Here is a 19676-nt window from a genome sequence, read left to right as displayed (position 1 = left end):
ATTACAATTAAATATCTGGATAATTTGTTATCTTTCCAATATCTGAATATAGTGATTTAAGTCTTCTATATATTCTCTTGTAAACTTTCTTAAAAAGTTTTGAATATATTTCTGTATATTCTTTTTCTGGAGTAAATATTTTTTTATAATGAACCATTTTCTCAATAGCTTCATTGTAAGTTACATATATTCCTAAAGCTACAAAAGTTATAATAGCTGCTCCTAATCCTGACGTCTCATGGGTCGTAGTTTTATAAACCTTTCTATTTAACATACTGGCAGTTATTTGACAAATAGTATCACTTTGAGAGCCGCCTCCTGAAACCATTACATACTTCACTTTTTCCTTAGTCTTTCTTTCTATTTTTTCTATTCCATCTAATAATCCATAATTTATTCCTTCAATAATAGCTCGATAAATATGGCTTCTTGTATGAACATCTCCAAAACCTATAATTGCTCCCTTTGCCTCAGGATATTTTAAACCTGGTCCCCAATATGGCTGAAGCATTAACCCATGGCATCCCGGTGGAACATCCTTTAATCTTTCATTTAATATTTCTTCATAAGAAATGCCTCTTTCTTCTGCTTCCATAGCTTCCTTTCTAGCAAATTCTCTCTTAAACCAACTAATCATCCAATACCCCCTAAAAATTTCAAATTCCGGATTATAATATCCTGGGATGCAAGCTGGATAAGCTGGCATAAACATTAAAGGCTCTATATATTTTTTTGACATAGTCTGAACTGTAGCTGTTGTTCCAAAACTTAAATTTACCCATTTTTCATTCTTACAACCTGTACCTAAGGTTTCACAACCTTTATCTGATCCTGCTGCAATAACAGGTATTCCAATCTTTAACCCTGTAACCTTTGCAACTTCTGAACTTATTTCCCCAATTCTTTCTCCCACCTCTACAAGCTGAGGTAGTTTTTCTCTTTCAACTCCCGAAATTTCCCATCTATAATCTTTATTTCCTTTTGGCCAATCTTTCTTTTTAAAATTAAAAGGTATATGTCCAATCTGAGATGCTATAGAATCTACAAAATTTCCTGTTAATTTAAAATTTAAATATCCTGAAAGTAATAAATACTTATAAGTGTTTCTCCATATTTCCGGCTGATTTTCCATTATCCAATTTGCTTTACATTTTTTCCTTGAAACCTCTATGGCTTTTTTCATTCCAATTATCCTAAAGAGAAAATCATATTTTTTACTTATAGGTTTTTTACACTCTGCCATCCTCTGATCTAACCATATTATTGCAGGTCTTAATGCTTCCCCATTTTTATCTACATTTATACCTGTATCTCTTTGTGTTGTTACTGATACTGCAAGTATTTCATTGAAAAAAGCAGAATTATTCTCTTTTAGTGCTGTACATACATGACATACACCTTGCCACCAAATCTCTGGATCTTGTTCTGCCCATCCTGGTCTATTTGAAAAGTATGGTTGAAAATCTAGCTTCTCTTTAGCTACTAATGTACCTAATCCATTAAATATCAACGCTCTTACACTTTGTGTCCCACAATCTATGGAGAGAACATATTTATCCTCCATTCGGATACTCCTCCTTTAATATCTCAATCAAACTTGAGGTTGAAATTATATTAACTCCAGTGTTTAATACATTTTCAATTATTACTTCATTTATATCAACATGATTTGTTATTACTACTTTACTTATTTCTCTCATTACATTAAATATTTTACTCTTTGGAATCAGTCCGTCAGTTCTCACCGGTAGTCTTGGCATTTCCTTATATATAGTATTTACTGTTGAAGCAATACTTCTTAATGGATTTTTTATCTCATTAATTCCAAATTCTATGCCTCTTTTGCACTTATTACCTTCCACTAATAGTTCTTCATTTTTTTCAATTATAGTAAGTTTGCAACCATTAGGACACACTATACAGGTGATTTTTTTTAACTCCACCTTATACACCTTCTTTAATTTTACTCATAACCAAATTTAGATTATCCATATTTTTTACAGAAAATGATTTTAAGTTTAAAATTATTTTTTCCATCTCTGGAGGTTTTATTATATTATACTTTTTCATAAATACTACCTTGTTACCTAAGTAAAATTCCACTTTTACATCTTCTATTACATCTTTACTTCTAAAGTAAATTGTTATATCTTTATCTATAGAATTTAAATCTATGCTTTGTGGTACTACATATAGAAATTCTTTTTTATCAAAGGTTATATCCACTAATTTTCTATAACTATTTTCTTCATAAGTTGCTGCCTGTTCTCCAGCATATTTCCCACTTTCTGATACATAATCTACTAAATCATTAACATGAAGAGAATTTCCACAGGAAAATACCCCATTTACACTTGTCCTAAAGTTATGATCTACCTTTGGTCCTTTGGTTAATGGATCAATTTCTATATTCAAACTTTCTGCTACCTCATTTTCTGGTATTAATCCTACTGATAATATTAATCCATCACACTTAATTATCTCTTCTGTTCCATCAATGAGCTTCATATTTTCGTCAACTCTACATGTTTCAACTGCTGAAACTTTGCTCTCCCCTATTACCCTAGTTACTGTATGGGATAAATGTAATGGAATATTATAATCTTCTAAGCATTGCATAATATTTCGGCTTAATCCTGAAGGAGTACTTTTCATTTCATACACACCTATAACCTTTGCACCTTCCAAGGTTAACCTTCTAGCCATAATTAATCCAATATCTCCACTTCCTAAAATCACACAGTTTTTACAAGGTAGATAACCCATGATATTTGTTAAATATTGTGCTGTTCCTGCTGAATATATGCCAGCAGGTCTATCTCCATTTATAAAAACTTGTCTAGACGTTCTCTCTCTACACCCATTGGCTAAAACTAACGCCTTAGAGCTAACCTGAAAAACATCTTCTCTTGAATTTATTAAGGTTAATATAAAACTATCTCCTACCTTTTCTACTTTACTTACAAATGTTGATGTATATATTGATATATCTTTTCCCATAATCTTTCTCATATATCTATCAGCATATTCTGGTCCACTAAGTGTCTCATTGAAGGTAATTAATCCAAATCCATCATGAATACATTGTTTTAATATTCCACCTAATTTTTTTTCTCTTTCAACAATTAATGTTTTACTTCCCTTCTCATTAGATGCTAATGCTGCTGCAAGCCCCGCTGGACCTCCACCTATAACTATTACATCAAAGTGAAATTTATTGTCTTTCATTTAATTTCACCTCATTATCATTTATTGTAAGATTATTATATTTACTTTGTACTTTTTCTATAAGAATGTTAGAATATTTACCTTTCTTAGTTATTTCATCAAAACTTTTACCATATTCCTCATTAATAATCTTTAATACCTGTGGTAAACAAAATCCTCCTTGACACCTACCTGCTCCAGCCTTAACTCTTCTTTTAATAGCATCTACTGTATCCACTTTTATTGGACTTCTTAAAGCATCCTGAACTTCACCTTTGCTTATTTCCTCGCATCTACAAATTATTTCACCATATTCTGGTTTCTCTTTTATTAGCTTAGCCTTTTCCTCAAAGGACATATTTCTTACTTCTGGTATTGCTTTTCTTATTGGATTCCAATAATCTTTTTTCTTTAACTGTATTTTTTCAGCTAGTAATCTACAGGTTATCTTCTCAATTTCCTCTGCTATAGCTGGTGCAGATGCAAGACCTGGTGATTGGATACCTGCTGCATAAATTAAATTATCAACACGTTCAGATCGTTCAATGATAAAATCTTCTTCATAAGTAGCGGCTCTTATTCCCGCATAATATGTTATTACATCACCATTAGATAATTTAGGTACTACAGGTAAATGCTTTCTTAATATATTCTCTATATTTGTTGAATTTGTAGAATAATCTTCTCTAAAGGGTTGTTCATAAGCATCAGGCCCTACCAAAATATTTCCATCTATTGTTTTTATAATACCTCCACCTTTGGTATTTCCTTTAGTCAGGTTTAAGCTTGGCTTAGCTACCACTCCATTAATTAAAGAACCTTTCTTTCTATCTAGTATTAGCGTCTCTCCTTTTCTTGGATGTATTGTGAAAAACTGATCATGTGCCATATTAGCAATTTTATCAGCAAAGATTCCAGCTGCATTTATAATTACCTTAGGATATATTAATCCTCTATTTGTATTTACTCCAATAATCTCATTTCCATCCATAAGGAATGATTCTACTAAGGTATCTAAGGAAAAATCGACTCCATTCATAGCTGCATTTTCTGCAAAAGCATAGGTCATCCTATAAGGAGATAATATACCTGTTGTTCCAAAATGAACTGCCCCAACTATATTATCCGTCACATTTGGTTCTATTTTTTTTACCTGTGCCTTATTTAAAATAACTACATCCTTTACTCCAGCCTTCCGTGCTCTACTCATAAGGTAAGGTTTAGCTAACCTTATAAATCCTCTATCAAAAATCACTGTAGAGCCACATCTTTCAAAAGGTACCCCTAGCTCTTTTGTAATCTTTGAATAAAGCTCATTACCTCTAACATTAAATATGGACTTTTTACTTCCTATAGGAGCTTCTATACCTGGATGTATCATCCCATCATTTCTTGATGATGTGTGCATTGCCAAATCTGATTCTTTTTCAAGCAATAAAATAGACATTTCCCACTTTGCAAGCTCTCTAGCAATAGCACATCCTATAACTCCTCCTCCAATAATGAGTACATCTACCCTTTTCCCATTTAAATTTGAATCTCTTATAATCGGTGCTTTAATTATAGGTATTTTTAAACCTTTCACAGTTATTTGGTTTACTACACCCTTGTATCCTCTTTTAGATGCAAGTTTACCAGCTTTAATAACCATATCCCAACTCTCTACCTGCCCTTCTAAAATAATGGAAGAGTTCCATTCCCTGCAGTAAATCTCTTTATAAACCTCTTTTTGTATAAGTTTTTGAACCTTTTCATATTTTTTTATCATTACATATCCCTTCCTTAGGATGTTCGGACATCTTAACTTCTCTGTATATACTATGATTTAACTATAAAATAAATACTTATTTTTAATAATTTATCATAGGTACATAGTATAAATTTTCTGGAACTATAAAATTTAAATAATAGAATGGTTCTTCATTATTTTCTTCATATATCCATCTTTCCATAACTAATACTCTTGTAGTTTCATCTATTTCTAACAGACTTTTTTCTTCGCTATTAGGAATTCTAATAGTTATCGTCTGATCTACCTTTGATATGTCTACCTTTAAATCATTTATAATCATACTTGCCAAGGATTTCTTAAAATCAAATTTACTATTATCATTAGAAAACTGCTGTGAAAAATATGAATTCTCAATGGCTACCGGGATTTCTTCAACAGTTCTTAACCTTTTTACATAAAGGCACTTTTGATTCATTTTCCATCTCATCTTATTTGTTAATTCCTCGCCTGGGATAAAAAAATTCTCATCTAGTATTTTGTTGCTAATCTTTATTCCCTTAGTTCTTAATGTAAAAGTTAAACTAATAAGTGGCTCAAATCCCAAAGAAGGCTTATCTCTTAAAACAAAGGTACCAATTCCTTGTTTCTTATACAGATACCCTTGACTAACTAATAAGTCTATAGCTTGTCTTATTGTAGCTCTACCTACTTCATAGTTCTCCATCAGTTCCCTTTCAGTTGGAATTCGAGAATTAACCTCCCATCTACCACTTATAATTGCCTTGGTTATTTCTTCTTTTACTTGTATATATAACGGTGTTTTATTATATCTATCTATCATTATTAATTCCTCCAATGTTTTTTATATTTATATGCTGGATGATTTATATGATTACCAATTTATTAACATGTTGAGGATTATTTATATCTTATGATTTATATTGTTAAACTATAAAAAGGCAACCTGAAACTATTTTTCAGGCTGCCTTATATAATATTTTATAATATACTAACACCAATTTATTTAACTTTCCTATGATATTTTAAAATGAACATATTTCTCAAGAATAACTTACTTTTGAAATTATTTTTAAACTTATATGTGATTATCAATTGATTTCATTGTCTTTGAATACTTCTTATAGTAAAAATATCCTAACACTGCCCATAAAATCACCAATACCATAGAAGGTCTACTTAATCTTGCAGGAGAACCTGGTATTATCAATAATCCTATGAATACTAGCCCTATAAAAGCCCCCAATGCTGAAAAATATTTGTCAACTCCTATTGAGTTTTTAAACCCAATATAACATACATAAAAATATGCTACTGCAGCTAGTAAGGATGACATATCTACAATATAAATAATAACTTCTCTACCAAACCATGGCGCTATTAAACTGACTACGGCTATAAATTTAACTCCATTTTCGAAAACACCATTTTTATTTTTCTCTTTGTACTTTGCTGGGATAAGTTTATATCTCGACAAAGCTCCAATTAACTTGCTACTCCCTAACATAAACCCATTTATCCCCCCTGCTACTGCACCAGCTAGGGATATTATTAGTAGAATAAAGCCTATATATCCCATATTATCAAGTACTGCAGACCCTAAAGCCCACTGCTCCAATAAAGCTTTCTCTGGAGTATAAACTAGACCTGTTGTAATATTTAATAAGTTATAAAAAAGTACTCCAGCAAATATTGCTAGTAATGCCATTCTTGTAGCTTTTGGTGCTTCAAAATTCAAATCTGTGGATACTTGCGGTATTACATCAAAGCCAACAAACAAGAAGGGTACTATAGCAAAAACTTTTACTACTTCAGTAATATTAAACTTATAGTTATTAATATAGGTATCCCTAATCAAGCTGTGGTCTACCTTCATAAACATGAAAGCAAACACTATAATTACATTTACCACCATTAATAAAATTAAGATGTTCTGTACCATGGAACTCAATTTCAATCCTTTGATATTAATATAAGCAAATACAAGAATTATCAAGCTGGCAATGATAACCTCTGACAAGTATACTGGATAACCTGCTACTTGATATAGATATATAAAATCCACTGCTGAACCAAATAATCTTTTAAGCACCAATACAAAGGCTGTGGCATTAAGTGGAACCATACTTATATAACACAATGTCAAGGACCAGCCTACTATAAATCCATTTCCCTTTCCTAAGTTATTGTAAGTATAAGAGAATTCTCCCCCATCTTCATTATGCTTCTCCATCATTATGTGATAACCCTTTTGTATAAAAACAATAGCAAGACCACCAAGTATGAAACCGATGGCCGTGCTAATAATACCACTTTCATGGAGAAACTTTGAACCTGGCAAGGTAAATGAACCCCATCCAATAATAGATCCTAATGCTAAGGCTAATATGTCTATTCTGTTCAACTTTTTCTTCATAAAATTCAATCCTTAATTAAAATTATATTCTGTAACTATCTTTGCTCTTCCTGTTACTTGATCTTGATAATATTCGTAGCAACAAATACCTAGATAAGAACCAGATATATTGATTACATTATCATATCCACTATTTTGTAGTGCCATTACTGCATTATAACTTCTTTGACTTGAACGACAATGTAAATATACCGGTTTATCCTTTGGAATTTCAGACATTCTTTCTCTAATTTCACTTAATGGAATATTTACTGAATTCTTAAGATGTCCTTGTTCATATTCATGCTTCTCTCTTACATCTACAATAAATTCATCCTTTTCTACTAACTCCCTAACTATTGTTACTGGTACTTGTCTAAACTTACCATATAATAAATTTAGTCCTACTAAAGCTGCAAAATTAACTACATCTTTTGCTGTTCCAAATAAAGGAGCATAACATAACTCTAATTCCTTTAAATTCTCTAAGGTTCCACCCATTGTTATCATTGTTGCAATTACATCTATTCTCTTATCTACATTTCCTTTTCCTATAGCCTGTGCTCCAAGAATTCTTCCCGTTGGATATTCATATATTAATTTGAAATGCATTGGATTACTATCTGGCATTAAGCCAACTTTATCTCCTGGAATAATGTATACAAAATCATAAGAAATACCTGCTGCTTTAGCAGCTTTTTCATTTAATCCTGTAGAAGCTGCTCCTAGATCAAATACTTGAACTACAGATGATCCTATAACTCCATTATTATTGTGATGAATATTATACATATTATCAGCTGCTGCCCTAGCCTGTCTTTGAGCTGGTCCTGCTAAAGCCAGCCTTGAAGTTTTATGTGTTAAGCGATTATAAACTTCTATAGCATCACCTACAGCATATATATCTTTGTCATTAGTCAAATAGTTATGATCAACTTTAATGCCTCCAGTTACTCCAATTTCAAGTCCTGCATCCTTAGCTAATCCTGTTTCCGGACTAACACCAATTGCCATTACTACAACTTTTGCAGCCACCTTTTTACCTGATTGTAATTCTACAAAGTCTTCATCTATCTTCTTAACTCCATCACTTAATATAAGGTTTACTCCCTTATCCATCATTTCCTTGTGAAGTATTTGGGCCATATCATAGTCAAAAGGACTCATTATTTGATCAAGTGCTTCTATAAGACTTACATTCTTATCTGCTAAACATAGGTTTTCCGCTACTTCAACCCCTATAAAACCACCACCAACAACAGCAATATCCTTAATATTGTTACTATCAATATAATTCTTTAATTTCTTTATATCAACTACATTTCTTACTGTAAATACATTGGAACCTGTTACTCCTTCAATACTTCTTGGCAATATTGGATTAGCCCCTGGAGATAAAACTAATTTGTCATAGGACTCTTCATATTCTTCTCCTGTAAGAAGGTTCTTAACTACTACTTTTTTATCATCTCTTATAATTTTTATAACTTCACTATTAACTCTAGCTTCAATATTATATTGATTTTTGAACTGTGTTGGACACATTAAAACTAAATCGTCACCATTTTCCACCATGCCACTTAAATGAAATGGTAAAGCGCAGTTAGAAAAAGATACATGAGGTCCCTTCTCAAACATAATTATTTCTGCTTTTTCATCAATTCTACGTGCTCTTGCTGCAACTGAAGCTCCTCCAGCAACTCCTCCAATAATTAAAATTCTTTTACCCATAACAATGATACCTCCTTTTAATGTTGCTTAAATAGTCTTTTAGCTAGTGTATTTCCTACAATACCACCAACTACCATGAAAATTAAGAAAATCCAACCGGAAAGTGAGAAATTTGCAATTGGAGTATATAATGCTCCTACATTACATCCATTAGCAAGTCTAGTACCTAATCCCATAGTAATTCCGCCTAGTGCATATAGTAATACTTCTCTTACTGTAATGTGCATCTCTGACATAAATGTTTTCTTAAACTTACCAGCAGTTAACAAGTATATACTAGTTCCAATGAGTATTCCAAAGTTTTGCACTGAAACAGCATGTTCAAAGAATGGAACAAGATACGCCTTTGCTGGCATTTGAGTAAAGGCTGCCAAAGATTCTGGTGAAATTCCAAATATCATCAAGAATTTACCAAACCATATTCCATAAGGAGTAGATGCGCCCCATCCAGCCTTAGTAATTCCCATTAACAAAGCAAATAATATACCTATAACTACAGCCCCTTGCACTAATGTCCAAGGTTTTACAAATAATCTGTTGTATGTTGTTTCACTTAAAAGCTTGTAATTCTTAGTGTCTAACACTTCATTTTCATCCTGTACCTTTTCCATTGAGTGACCAGTATAAGTATTATTTTGCTTACGACTTCTCTCGTAACGGTATGATATAAATACAACTACTCCACAAAATAATGCCATTAATACTAAGGCACCTAGATATCCTTCAAGACCATCCCATTTAAATAGATCTGGTAGGAATACACCTCCTGCCAACTTTTCACCTACTGGAGTTGAAAACCAAGAGTTCTTAACCCATCCTACAGTATTTTGTATAGGGAATCCTAAGAATACTCCTAACCCAAAGAAGATTAATGTAATAAACGCTCTAGGAAGACCTGTTATTAAGTCCGTAAGTACTCCTGATGCACAACATGATGAAAATGACATACCAAACCCAAATAGTATTGCCCCTAATATAAGACCAAAGTTAATTGGGTTTATCCACAGATCGTAACTAGCTGGATCTGCCTTGAATAAAAATGCAGTAGTCAATAAAGATGAGATAAAGAACAAGAACATTAGTGTCCTCATTAATTTTGTTGATCCTGTGTTAAATGCACGATTAACACTACCTGCAAATCCTGTATAAGCCCTAGATAAAGCATAACCTAATCCCACACCCACTAAAAGTCTAAAAAATAGCATGTCAGTTTTTAATAATGTCTTTCCTAAAAGTAATACTAGTAAAATTCCTATAAATCCTAAAATTTGTTCAGTCTTTTTCATTTTTTCCTCCTTATACTTTTAATTTAAAATTCAGTGTGATTTTTTTAACAATATCTGGTGCAAAGTGGTTGTGTTTTCGTTTACATCATGACTTGTTATCTTTATAATAAAATTCTATTACATATTATTCTTTTTCCATAGAAACTAAATGTTATATACCATAACACTTCCCTTTAACCAATTTTAAAATATGCCTAATAAAAATAAATATATTTATTTCTGTGTAATATACTAGTAAAATAGAATATATGTATAATTATTTTTAGGATGTGACTATATGAATCTTGAATATCTTGAATCATTTTATATAACAGTGAAATATAATAGTATCTCAAAAGCAGCACAAATTCTTCACCTTACCCAACCTGGTCTCAGTGGTCAGCTTAAGAGCTTAGAAAATGAATTAGGTGTAAATCTTTTAAATCGAAGTAATAAAGGTGTAGAATTAACAGAAGAAGGAAAAGTAGTATTTAACTATGCAGATACTTTACTTTCTATTCAAGGAAATATTAAAAGAGATTTGATTAACTTGCATCAAGAGCAACCAAAGTTAATGATTGGTGCTTGCAAAAGTGTGGGTGAATATGCTCTTCCTTGTAGTATTTTTACCTTTAAACATCTCCATGAAGAAGTTGACATTCGTATGGAGGTAATAAATTCAAGGGAAGTTATTCAAAAACTACAAGAACACGATATTAATATTGGAATCATTCAGCATGATCCAATGTTAAATGATATTTCTACTCAACCTATTATTTCGGATGAGCTTTTGCTAGTAGGAAATAGTGATAATTCACCTAAAAGAATTTCTATGGAAGAATTAAAACATATTCCACTAATTTTACGAGAACAAAATTCTGGAACTAGATATGTAATTGAAAAATCATTAAAAGAAAAAAATGTAACTGTAGAAGAGTTAAATGTGATTTATGATTTAAATTCTCCCGAATCTATTAAGTCTTCTATTCTTTCGGGAAAAGGTTTTTCTTTTTTACCAAAATTAACAGTTGCTCAAGAACTAAAAAAACAGTCTATTCAAATCGTTGAAGTAGAGGATTTTAAAATTTCTTTCAGTTATTATATAGCTTCAAGAAAAAAATATACACTTACAAAGCACGAGCAAATGTTTGTAGATTTTATAATTTCTAATAAAAGAGGTTTTTGTTAAAGAAAGAGGACACATGTCCTCTTTTCCATTTTTATATAAAGAATTTAACTAAAATCTTAACTCCTACCCATGTACCCAACATTACAAAAATACCAAAAACCCAAGCGTGTAAGGAAAAAGACGGTATACCGCTGAAAAAAGCACCAATGTTACAACCAACGGCAAGCCTAGTTCCATATCCCATCATAATTCCTCCTAAAAGAGCAATTATAAACTGCTTTTTACTCTTTATTTTCTTCCATTTAAATTGGGAAGCTAATAACGTTGCAACTAAAGATCCTAAAATAACACCTATATTTAAAATTGTATATTGATTAATAAATATGTTTCCATTGGAAATTATAGGACCGTAGTAAGATTGAAAATGACTAAAATACTCCCATTTAAAGGGGTCTAACCCAAACCATTGTAGTATGCCAATACCCCATAATAAAAAACCACTAGTTATTTGCCAGCTTATACCAATTAGACCTAGTAAAATTACATTCATTACTCCTAATAAAATTCCACCTACCCAATAAGGCCAAGGTTTCTTAAGATATTTTATTATAGACTTCATTTTATCTCTCCCCTATTTTCCTTTTGGCTTTTGAATATATACTTCCCACTCTCCTCTACCTAATTCCACAAGCTGTATGGGATATTCCTTTTCTAGTGCCCACTTCTCTATATCAATTGCTACACAACTATGATCGCAATTAAGAATTAAAATATCTCCTGGCTCCATTGTTTTAAGCTCCTGCATTGCCCTTAGCAAAGGAATAGGACATAATTCGCTTAAACAATCTACCTTTCTTACTGTCATATAAGCTCCTCCATTACAATTATTTCAAATGTCTATTTTCATACCTTAATGCTAATTTATATAAAATTATTAATACAACTATCTGCACTAAAACAACAATTTTCAAATCAAAATGCTCTAAAAAGTAAATGGTCTTAGCATCCTTAATAAAATGCTCATACCAAAAAGAATAATCCTTAGCTCCTAGTAAGGTTCCAATTATGAATCCTATAAGGACAACCCAGTGTAAAGCATGTCCTTCTCCTATTCTCATCAATACACCTGAAGCACAGCCTCCAGCTAAAACCATTCCAATACCAAATATGAAAGCACCAATCATTACATGAATACCTACTGAACTAACTGCTCCTGGAATCAAATTGTAATCAATACCTTTATTATGAATATATCCAGATTGAATTACAGCAAAACCTACAGTACTTACAATCATAGCTAGTATCATCCCTCTTAACCCTCTTGTATTTCCACTAATAAAAGGATCTCTAAATGCTGCTGTAAAACAAAATCTCGAATATCTTAAAATAATACCAATTATAATACCTACACCTAAACATACAGCATAATTAAACTTGCTTTTCCAAAGTATAGCACACATTATTAATGTAATTAAAAGCAATGCAACACCGTAAGGAATCTGAGAATTTTCCTTTTTTACTTGACCTTGTCGTTGCTTAATCAATTCATCCATTTCTTTTGACAACATATTATCATCCCTTTAAATAAAATTAATATTTCGTGCCTCAAAATTATATATTATGCCCATATCATAAACCAATAATATATATTGGTCAATATTTTAATAAAAAAACAATTTGCTACCAATACTAAAATTATGGTAGCAAATCATATTTATATTTACATGAATTTTCTTTTATATAAAATGTTATTTTTTCAGATGATTTATTTAAAAACACCCTAAACTAATCTTCATGAAGCCAGCATCTAGACCAATGTCCTTTAAAAACCTCTTTTAAATCTGGCAATTCACTTCTGCATTTATCACAGGCTTCATGACAACGATCTGAAAATCTACATCCCTTTGATAATTGTGATAGATGTGGAACATATCCTTCAATTGTATCTAATCTCCTTTTTTTATCATCTATTCTTGGAATACATTCCATAAGCTTTTTAGTATATGGATTTATAGGCTCTTCAAATAGTTCTTTATTTGGTGCTATTTCCATAACTTTTCCACAATACATTACCACTACTTCATCTGCCATCTCTGCTACTACTCCCAAATCATGGGTATTTAATATTATGGACATATTGTATTCACTATTAAGTTTACGTAATAGATCTAAAATTTCTGCTTGAATTGTAACATCCAAAGCCGTTGTAGGTTCATCTGCTATTAATATTTTAGGATTACAAGCTATTGCCATCGCTATCATAAGTCTTTGTCTCATTCCCCCACTAAACTGATTAGGGAGCTGATGATATCTTTCTTCTCCATCCGTAATACCAACGGCTTTCATTAACTCTATAACAACCTTTTGAGCTTCCTTCTTACTAATTTTTTTATGAATTATGAGAGCTTCTGCAATCTGTTCTCCTACCTTATTCATAGGATTTAATGTTGTCATTGGATCCTGATATATCATAGATATTTCATTTCCCCTTATTTGTCTCATTGCCTTTTCACTCTTTTTAAGCAAATTTTCTCCTTTATAATGTATTTCTCCATGAATTATTTTTCCTGGAGCATCAATTAACCCCATGATAGATAAAGCAGTCACACTTTTACCACTTCCAGACTCTCCGATAATCGCCATTGTTTTACCTTCATCTAGGGTAAAGTTTATATCATCTACTGCAGGATATTCCTTTCCATTCAAATAAAAATATGTTTTTAAATTCTTAACCTGAAGTAATGTCATCTTATCCCTCCTTAATGAAATTTTGTCTTAGGTACTATAATATCTTTTAACACATTAAAAATCAGAAAAATAAAATAGTAAAAAATCGCCAGAAATAAAATAAATGTAGTAAAGGCTATTCCACCTTCATATGGTGGAATCAAATCTGTTGTATAAAAAAGTATCATATAAAATCCCATTCCTCTAAAGTAAAATAATCTTTCTACTATAATAAGACTTGAAAACATTATACCCATAACTGTTGGAAATCCAGATAACACTCCATAGATTATGCTTTTCATCATGTGGTTTTTTATAATTTGAACCCTAGAACATCCCTTTCCCCTAGCTGCCAGTATATATGGCTTTTCAAAATTTTCTTCTATTGTAGTAGCTGTTATCCTTGCAATATATGCTGCTGGAAGTATTGATATTGATATTATAGGGTAAATTGCATTTACAAATCCTTCATCTCCCAATGCTGGCAGTGGCCCTAAACCCAATAATGAAATTCCGTTGTTATATAAGTATATAGCACCCATCTGTACAAGTACTATTGTTAATATATCTGGGATTGAAAGAGGTATTAGAGATTGCAGTAATTTTATTGTTCCACTCCTCTCCCTCTTTCTACTATCTATAATTCCTTTAGGAATTCCAATAACAACTGCTAAAAGCGTTCCAAAAAATAATATAAATAAGCTTTTAGTTGCTGTTTTAAGTAATAGTTGTCCTATAGTTTCTCCCTGAACCTTAATATTAAATTCTTCACCTCGCAAAAATATTTTAAAGTTATTTCTTATGTTTTCGATAACTCCATCCATATTCATATTAGGTGTGTGTTTTCCATTGTATGAAACTATATCAAAATCTAATGGTATTCCTGTTACAGCTATAACAAGAAATACAATTACAAGGAGTATTAATATATTCATAAGAACTTTTTTAGTTACCACCTTTAATATTTCAGCTTTCATTTTTACTCCTCCCATCTTCATATAAATGGCAAGAAACTAACCTTCCATTATCAAGTTCTATAAGTTCTGGCTCAACAGTTTCACATTTAGCCACTCTTTTAGGACATCTATTGTGGAATGCACATCCTGATGGTATATTCATTGCACTAGGTATTTCACCTTGAAGCTTTATTCTATCAATGCTTCTGCTAGGCTCTGGTACTGGTGAAGCAGACATTAATGCTTCAGTATATGGGTGCTTTGGAGAGTCAAATATATCATCTACACTACCTTTTTCTACTATTTTTCCAAGATACATCACTGCTACTTTGTTACTAACGTGCCTTATTACACTTAGATCATGGGATATAAATAAATATGATAAACCAAACTCTTCTTGAAGATCCATAATAAGATTGAGTATCTGTGATTGAACAGATACATCTAAAGCTGATACAGATTCATCACATACTACAAACTTAGGTCTTGTTGCCAAAGCTTTGGCTATTGCAATTCTTTGTCTCTGACCTCCACTAAATTCATGAGGTAACTTATTAGCATCCTGTGCTGATAATCCTACCATTTCAAGTAATCTTAACACCTCTTTTTTGTATTCTAATGGCTTAACTATATTGTGTATTTGAAGTGGTTGAATCAAAATATCTTCAATAGTCATTTTATAATCTAATGCAGAATAGGGATTTTGAAAAACTATTTGTAAATTCTTTCTTAGCTTTCGGAATTCTTTGTTGCTAATGGTACTAATATCTCTTCCTTCTAAGAATATCTTTCCGTCACTTGGTTCTAAGAGTCTTAACATCAATCTCCCTATGGTTGATTTACCACTTCCTGACTCTCCAACAAGACCCAAAGTCTCTCCCTTTTCTATTTTAAAGTTAACACCATTTACTGCATGTACAACCCCTTTATTCACACCAAAAATTTTGTCTTTTATTAAAAATTGTTTAGTTAGATTTATTACTTCTATCATGGTTTTTCTCCTTTTCAAAGGTTTCTTACTAATCCATCATATAAGAATTCATTGTCATGGTATCTAATATAATTTGTCCAATATCTTTCATTTTTTTATAATTTACATTTTCTAAGATGTCAATACTACTATTAACTCCCTCTGTGGAAGAATTCCCTATTGCCACACTTGAAAGTGCATTTAAGCTCAAGTTATTCATAGCTTTTGTAGTTGTATAATCATTATGAAATCTTTGGTATTTCACATCCATTTGTTTAAGTCGCTTTTCCATTCCCAGCCCCATAAGATAATTACTTTTCTCTCTTATCTGAGCTTTAGCAGTAATAATATTTAAATTTTCATCCTTACTATAACCTGGATAGCTTATATCAAAATAATAGTACTTATGTGATATTGCCATATTTACAGGTATATTTCTTGTTATATTGTAATCATAGGAACCATCAACATTTGAGTACTTCATAAAATCATATTCATTGTCCCAGAATATAAATTGAATTGATTTTTCCAATGGTTCCTTTGCAATAGACAACATCCTTGCTACCTCCAGCGATATTGCAGTAGGAGTTGCTGTCATTGCATGTGTACTTTGAGTTTCATTTATATGAACACCATCATAGCTTGCTCCTATTAATATTAATTCGCCTGGATCTTCATATGTTTTGTCTTTTCCAGGTAAAAACGCAGTAATATTTCGTCCATTATATTTAGGCATCTCTGGATAATCAAGGTCTATTTCAACTTCTCTGTAACCAGCTTCTAACTCCAACCTTAAATTATCAAAGGGAACAATAATAGTAGATTCAGAAAGGTATACGTTGGTGTTTGTATTGTAGCCTTCTGATAATATAAACTGTATATCACTAACTGCTTTATTATTAGGATTATTAGTAGTATTCTGAGATTCATTTCCTAGACCATTGAAATTTCTCTCAATTGAAAAAAACTCTGTACCCTCTGGTATATTAATTATATTTTCAGGTTCTGCAGCAACTCCTTTATAATGCAATTCTTCTTCTGGAGTATCATTAAATATATTTTTACTTACAGATATAATTGTAAAGTCTTGATTAAGATAGTAAGTCTTATCCTCACCTTTGTCATCTTTAAGCTTTATACACCCTGATTCAATTACCACAGGAGTCAAAGTTTTAGGCTTTTGTGCAAAACTTTCATTTTTTATTTTATCTGTAGTTTCTATTAATGATATATCTAGGGTATTCACCTGATATCCATAGGATTTTAAAGTATCAATTATATATTCTCCAGCTAAATATCCACCTTCAGTTCCAGCTACCCTACCTCCATATTTGTCCTTTGTAAGTTCTTCAAGATGTAATTTTGCTTGATCTATGTCAAATTCATAAAGGCTTGGATGCCAAGGGATTATCGCCCATGTAATAATTCCTATTATAATTAAACTCTTGATAATTACAGGTTTGTAGTATTTCTTAATGTCCTTAATTTGAGATATAAACATTTTTGGTGATATTAGATAACCAATTTTTCTAATAGAACTAATCACTCTAGAATCTCTCTTTTGAAATTCTATTTTTAATCCTTCTCCTGTAAGGTTTATCCCAATGATTGCAATACTAAAAACCAATATAGGATAAAGGGTCATCCAATATGTTGCTTGGTATTTTTCAACATTTTCTGCAATTCTAGAAAGGCTACCTCCCCATTCAGGTTCTAAATTCATTGCATAATTTGCCTTAAAAGCTAGTTCATTGATAGATCTTGTTACTCCAACAAAAATTTCAAGAACTGCTAACTGAGCAATTAAAAACAACGCCATACCCATTTCTTTAAAAAATAAGCTTATACTAGTTGGTAATATGTGAGGTAAAACATTTTGACGTGCTATTTGCAGTTTTGTCTTCCCTATAGCTATCTCACCTTCAATAAAATCTTCTTCCATAACCATCCTAGTTGAATCTTCAATTATTCCAGCCAACTTTGCCCATCCCACAATGGTAAGTACTATTGCAAAAGCAAAAATTGATTTATCCATTTGTAGATTTCTGAAATATCCAATGTTCAAAATTACAAAGCTAAATAAAAGCATAGGTATAGCAGTAAAAAATGTATTAAATATTTTTATTATATTTGAAATAAACTTTATACCCATTCCTGCAGCTAATCCAAGGGGAAGAGCTAAAATCATTCTAAATATACCTATAAGTAGTGCTAACTTTAATGTATTTCTTGTTCCATATACAAGCCTTGAATATACATCCCTTCCAGCATCATCTGTTCCAAAAATATTATCCTTATTAGGCGGCATTGGGTTGTAAGCAAACTTTTTCACCCACTCACCTTCCTCTTTGTACTCTATATACTTAGGTGCTTCTTCAAAAAGAGGATCCTTTGATGTGAAAAATTCTGGGTAAAAGGCCACAATTGCTAGAAATATTACAATTATACTTCCAAGAAGTAGTGGAAAATTTATCTTTTTCATTTTATAGGTACTTCCCTTCAAATAATATTTTACTCATAAGTATATTTTTATTCTATATGTAAATTAATAGTTATATACTTGTCTATTATTTTATCTAATCGTAAAGGTTTCATCAATGAATTTCAAATGCCATATTTCAACATTAATCGTAAAACCCCAATATTTTTTCAACATAAAAAACCAGCAAAGATTATTATTTTTAATCTTAACTGGTTTATACATGGATTATTGTATAACTTTCTTTAGCATTATTGTGATATTCTAATATATAACTTCTAATTTCTAATCACATTCAAATTCAATATTAAAATTTATTTTTATTCTCTATCATTTTAAAATTATTATATACACAACTATACACCTGTAATGCTATTTAAATAACATTCCTGTTATAAAGCTAAATGAACTTTTTAAAAAAGAAACTCCACTGATAAAATACTGGATATAAAGACTTGTAATTCTTATACCTAATTAATAATTATCAGTGTAGGTACTCAATATAAATTATACACAAATATAAATAATCATAACATACTTTTTAAACACCGTACTATTCAATTTTCAAAGATAATTTTATCTAACGTACTTCCTAAATCGTAAATCTGTATATTATCTTTTCAACTACATAAACTATTGTTGAAAGGTGGTCATTATATGAAAAAATTTACTGTTATGCTATTAATCTTGATAACTCTAATGTTTGGTGCATCTGCTTCTACTCCTGCATTTGCCCAAAATCTATTCAAAGAAGGCTCATATAAATTATCAGACTTCGTTCCTGCAAAAAACAATTCTTACTTCGTTCAGAATATTTCATCAAAAGGTAATTGTTACTTCGCAGTTATGGGTGAAAATGATACCTTATTACAAGTTATATACCTAACTCCAAAATCGTCAAGATATAATCTAATTCCTCTTAAATCAGAATATAAAATTTTTATAGTTGGAGATGGTGAAATATTCATTAAAGGTGTTGATTAATATATATTTTTCTATTTAATCTTAAATTAGTAATAAATAAAATATATATTATTGATATGTATTCCCTTTACAAATACTATAAA

17 protein-coding genes are annotated in these 19676 nt (G+C 31.0%); 2 read left to right on the top strand and 15 right to left on the bottom strand.

What is annotated here, in order from left to right; all coding sequences use genetic code 11:
* Positions 1-7 precede the first annotated feature (7 nt).
* The 8 genes from B3086_RS02750 to B3086_RS02715 form a co-directional block, all read right to left on the bottom strand.
* Positions 8-1564 carry an FGGY-family carbohydrate kinase gene (locus B3086_RS02750; RefSeq protein WP_346847648.1) on the bottom strand — a complete coding sequence of 519 codons (1557 nt, stop codon included), beginning with the start codon at positions 1562-1564 and terminating at the stop codon, positions 8-10.
* Positions 1554-1943, bottom strand: a complete 390-nt coding sequence (locus B3086_RS02745; RefSeq protein WP_343826045.1) for a DUF1667 domain-containing protein — start codon at positions 1941-1943, stop codon at positions 1554-1556. The genes B3086_RS02750 and B3086_RS02745 overlap by 11 nt, the downstream gene beginning before the upstream one ends.
* A gap of 1 nt (position 1944) precedes the next feature.
* Entirely contained in the window at positions 1945-3228 is a 1284-nt protein-coding gene (locus B3086_RS02740; RefSeq protein WP_346878172.1) for an NAD(P)/FAD-dependent oxidoreductase, read from the bottom strand.
* Positions 3215-4975, bottom strand: a complete 1761-nt coding sequence (locus tag B3086_RS02735; protein WP_346890936.1) for an NAD(P)/FAD-dependent oxidoreductase — start codon at positions 4973-4975, stop codon at positions 3215-3217. Before B3086_RS02735 ends, B3086_RS02740 begins: the two co-directional genes overlap by 14 nt.
* Positions 4976-5057: 82 nt before the next feature.
* On the bottom strand, positions 5058-5780 hold the full coding sequence (locus tag B3086_RS02730; protein WP_346847651.1) for a GntR family transcriptional regulator: 723 nt from the start codon (positions 5778-5780) through the stop codon (positions 5058-5060).
* A gap of 255 nt (positions 5781-6035) precedes the next feature.
* Complete coding sequence (locus tag B3086_RS02725; protein WP_346847652.1) at positions 6036-7373, bottom strand: APC family permease; 1338 nt, start codon at positions 7371-7373, stop codon at positions 6036-6038.
* 12 nt (positions 7374-7385) lie between these two features.
* Positions 7386-9083, bottom strand: coding sequence for an FAD-dependent oxidoreductase (locus tag B3086_RS02720; protein ID WP_346847653.1), 1698 nt, complete (start codon positions 9081-9083; stop codon positions 7386-7388).
* Between the two features lie 17 nt (positions 9084-9100).
* Complete coding sequence (locus tag B3086_RS02715; protein WP_346847654.1) at positions 9101-10369, bottom strand: YeeE/YedE family protein; 1269 nt, start codon at positions 10367-10369, stop codon at positions 9101-9103.
* Between the two features lie 277 nt (positions 10370-10646).
* Between B3086_RS02715 and B3086_RS02710 the strand changes: the two genes are divergently transcribed.
* Positions 10647-11537, top strand: a complete 891-nt coding sequence (locus B3086_RS02710; protein WP_035132118.1) for a LysR family transcriptional regulator — start codon at positions 10647-10649, stop codon at positions 11535-11537.
* A gap of 31 nt (positions 11538-11568) precedes the next feature.
* On the opposite strand, the gene B3086_RS02705 is transcribed toward B3086_RS02710, so the two are convergent.
* The 7 genes from B3086_RS02705 to B3086_RS02675 form a co-directional block, all read right to left on the bottom strand.
* A complete protein-coding gene (locus B3086_RS02705; protein WP_150841602.1) occupies positions 11569-12096 on the bottom strand; it encodes a YeeE/YedE thiosulfate transporter family protein in 528 nt (175 codons plus the stop codon).
* A 12-nt stretch (positions 12097-12108) separates the two neighbouring features.
* Positions 12109-12342, bottom strand: a complete 234-nt coding sequence (locus B3086_RS02700) for a sulfurtransferase TusA family protein (protein WP_035132122.1) — start codon at positions 12340-12342, stop codon at positions 12109-12111.
* A 19-nt stretch (positions 12343-12361) separates the two neighbouring features.
* Entirely contained in the window at positions 12362-13042 is a 681-nt protein-coding gene (locus B3086_RS02695; RefSeq protein ID WP_346847813.1) for a YeeE/YedE thiosulfate transporter family protein, read from the bottom strand.
* Between the two features lie 220 nt (positions 13043-13262).
* A complete protein-coding gene (locus B3086_RS02690; protein WP_346847655.1) occupies positions 13263-14225 on the bottom strand; it encodes an ABC transporter ATP-binding protein in 963 nt (320 codons plus the stop codon).
* 11 nt (positions 14226-14236) lie between these two features.
* On the bottom strand, positions 14237-15181 hold the full coding sequence (locus tag B3086_RS02685; protein ID WP_346847656.1) for an ABC transporter permease subunit: 945 nt from the start codon (positions 15179-15181) through the stop codon (positions 14237-14239).
* On the bottom strand, positions 15171-16151 hold the full coding sequence (locus B3086_RS02680) for an oligopeptide/dipeptide ABC transporter ATP-binding protein (RefSeq protein ID WP_346847657.1): 981 nt from the start codon (positions 16149-16151) through the stop codon (positions 15171-15173). Before B3086_RS02680 ends, B3086_RS02685 begins: the two co-directional genes overlap by 11 nt.
* A gap of 28 nt (positions 16152-16179) precedes the next feature.
* Positions 16180-18612: an ABC transporter permease subunit gene (locus B3086_RS02675; RefSeq protein ID WP_346876630.1), complete on the bottom strand. Its 2433-nt coding sequence runs from the start codon at positions 18610-18612 to the stop codon at positions 16180-16182.
* Positions 18613-19266: 654 nt separating this feature from the next.
* Here B3086_RS02675 and B3086_RS02670 point away from each other — a divergent pair.
* Entirely contained in the window at positions 19267-19593 is a 327-nt protein-coding gene (locus B3086_RS02670) for a hypothetical protein (protein ID WP_346876632.1), read from the top strand.
* Positions 19594-19676: the final 83 nt, after the last annotated feature.

Origin of the sequence: Clostridium sp. UBA871, assembly GCF_002295255.1 — a bacterium.
Classification (GTDB): domain Bacteria; phylum Bacillota; class Clostridia; order Clostridiales; family Clostridiaceae; genus Clostridium_J; species Clostridium_J sulfidigenes.
The sequence above is the reverse complement of the archived record's forward strand: the minus strand, read 5'-3'. Positions and strand labels throughout refer to the sequence as shown.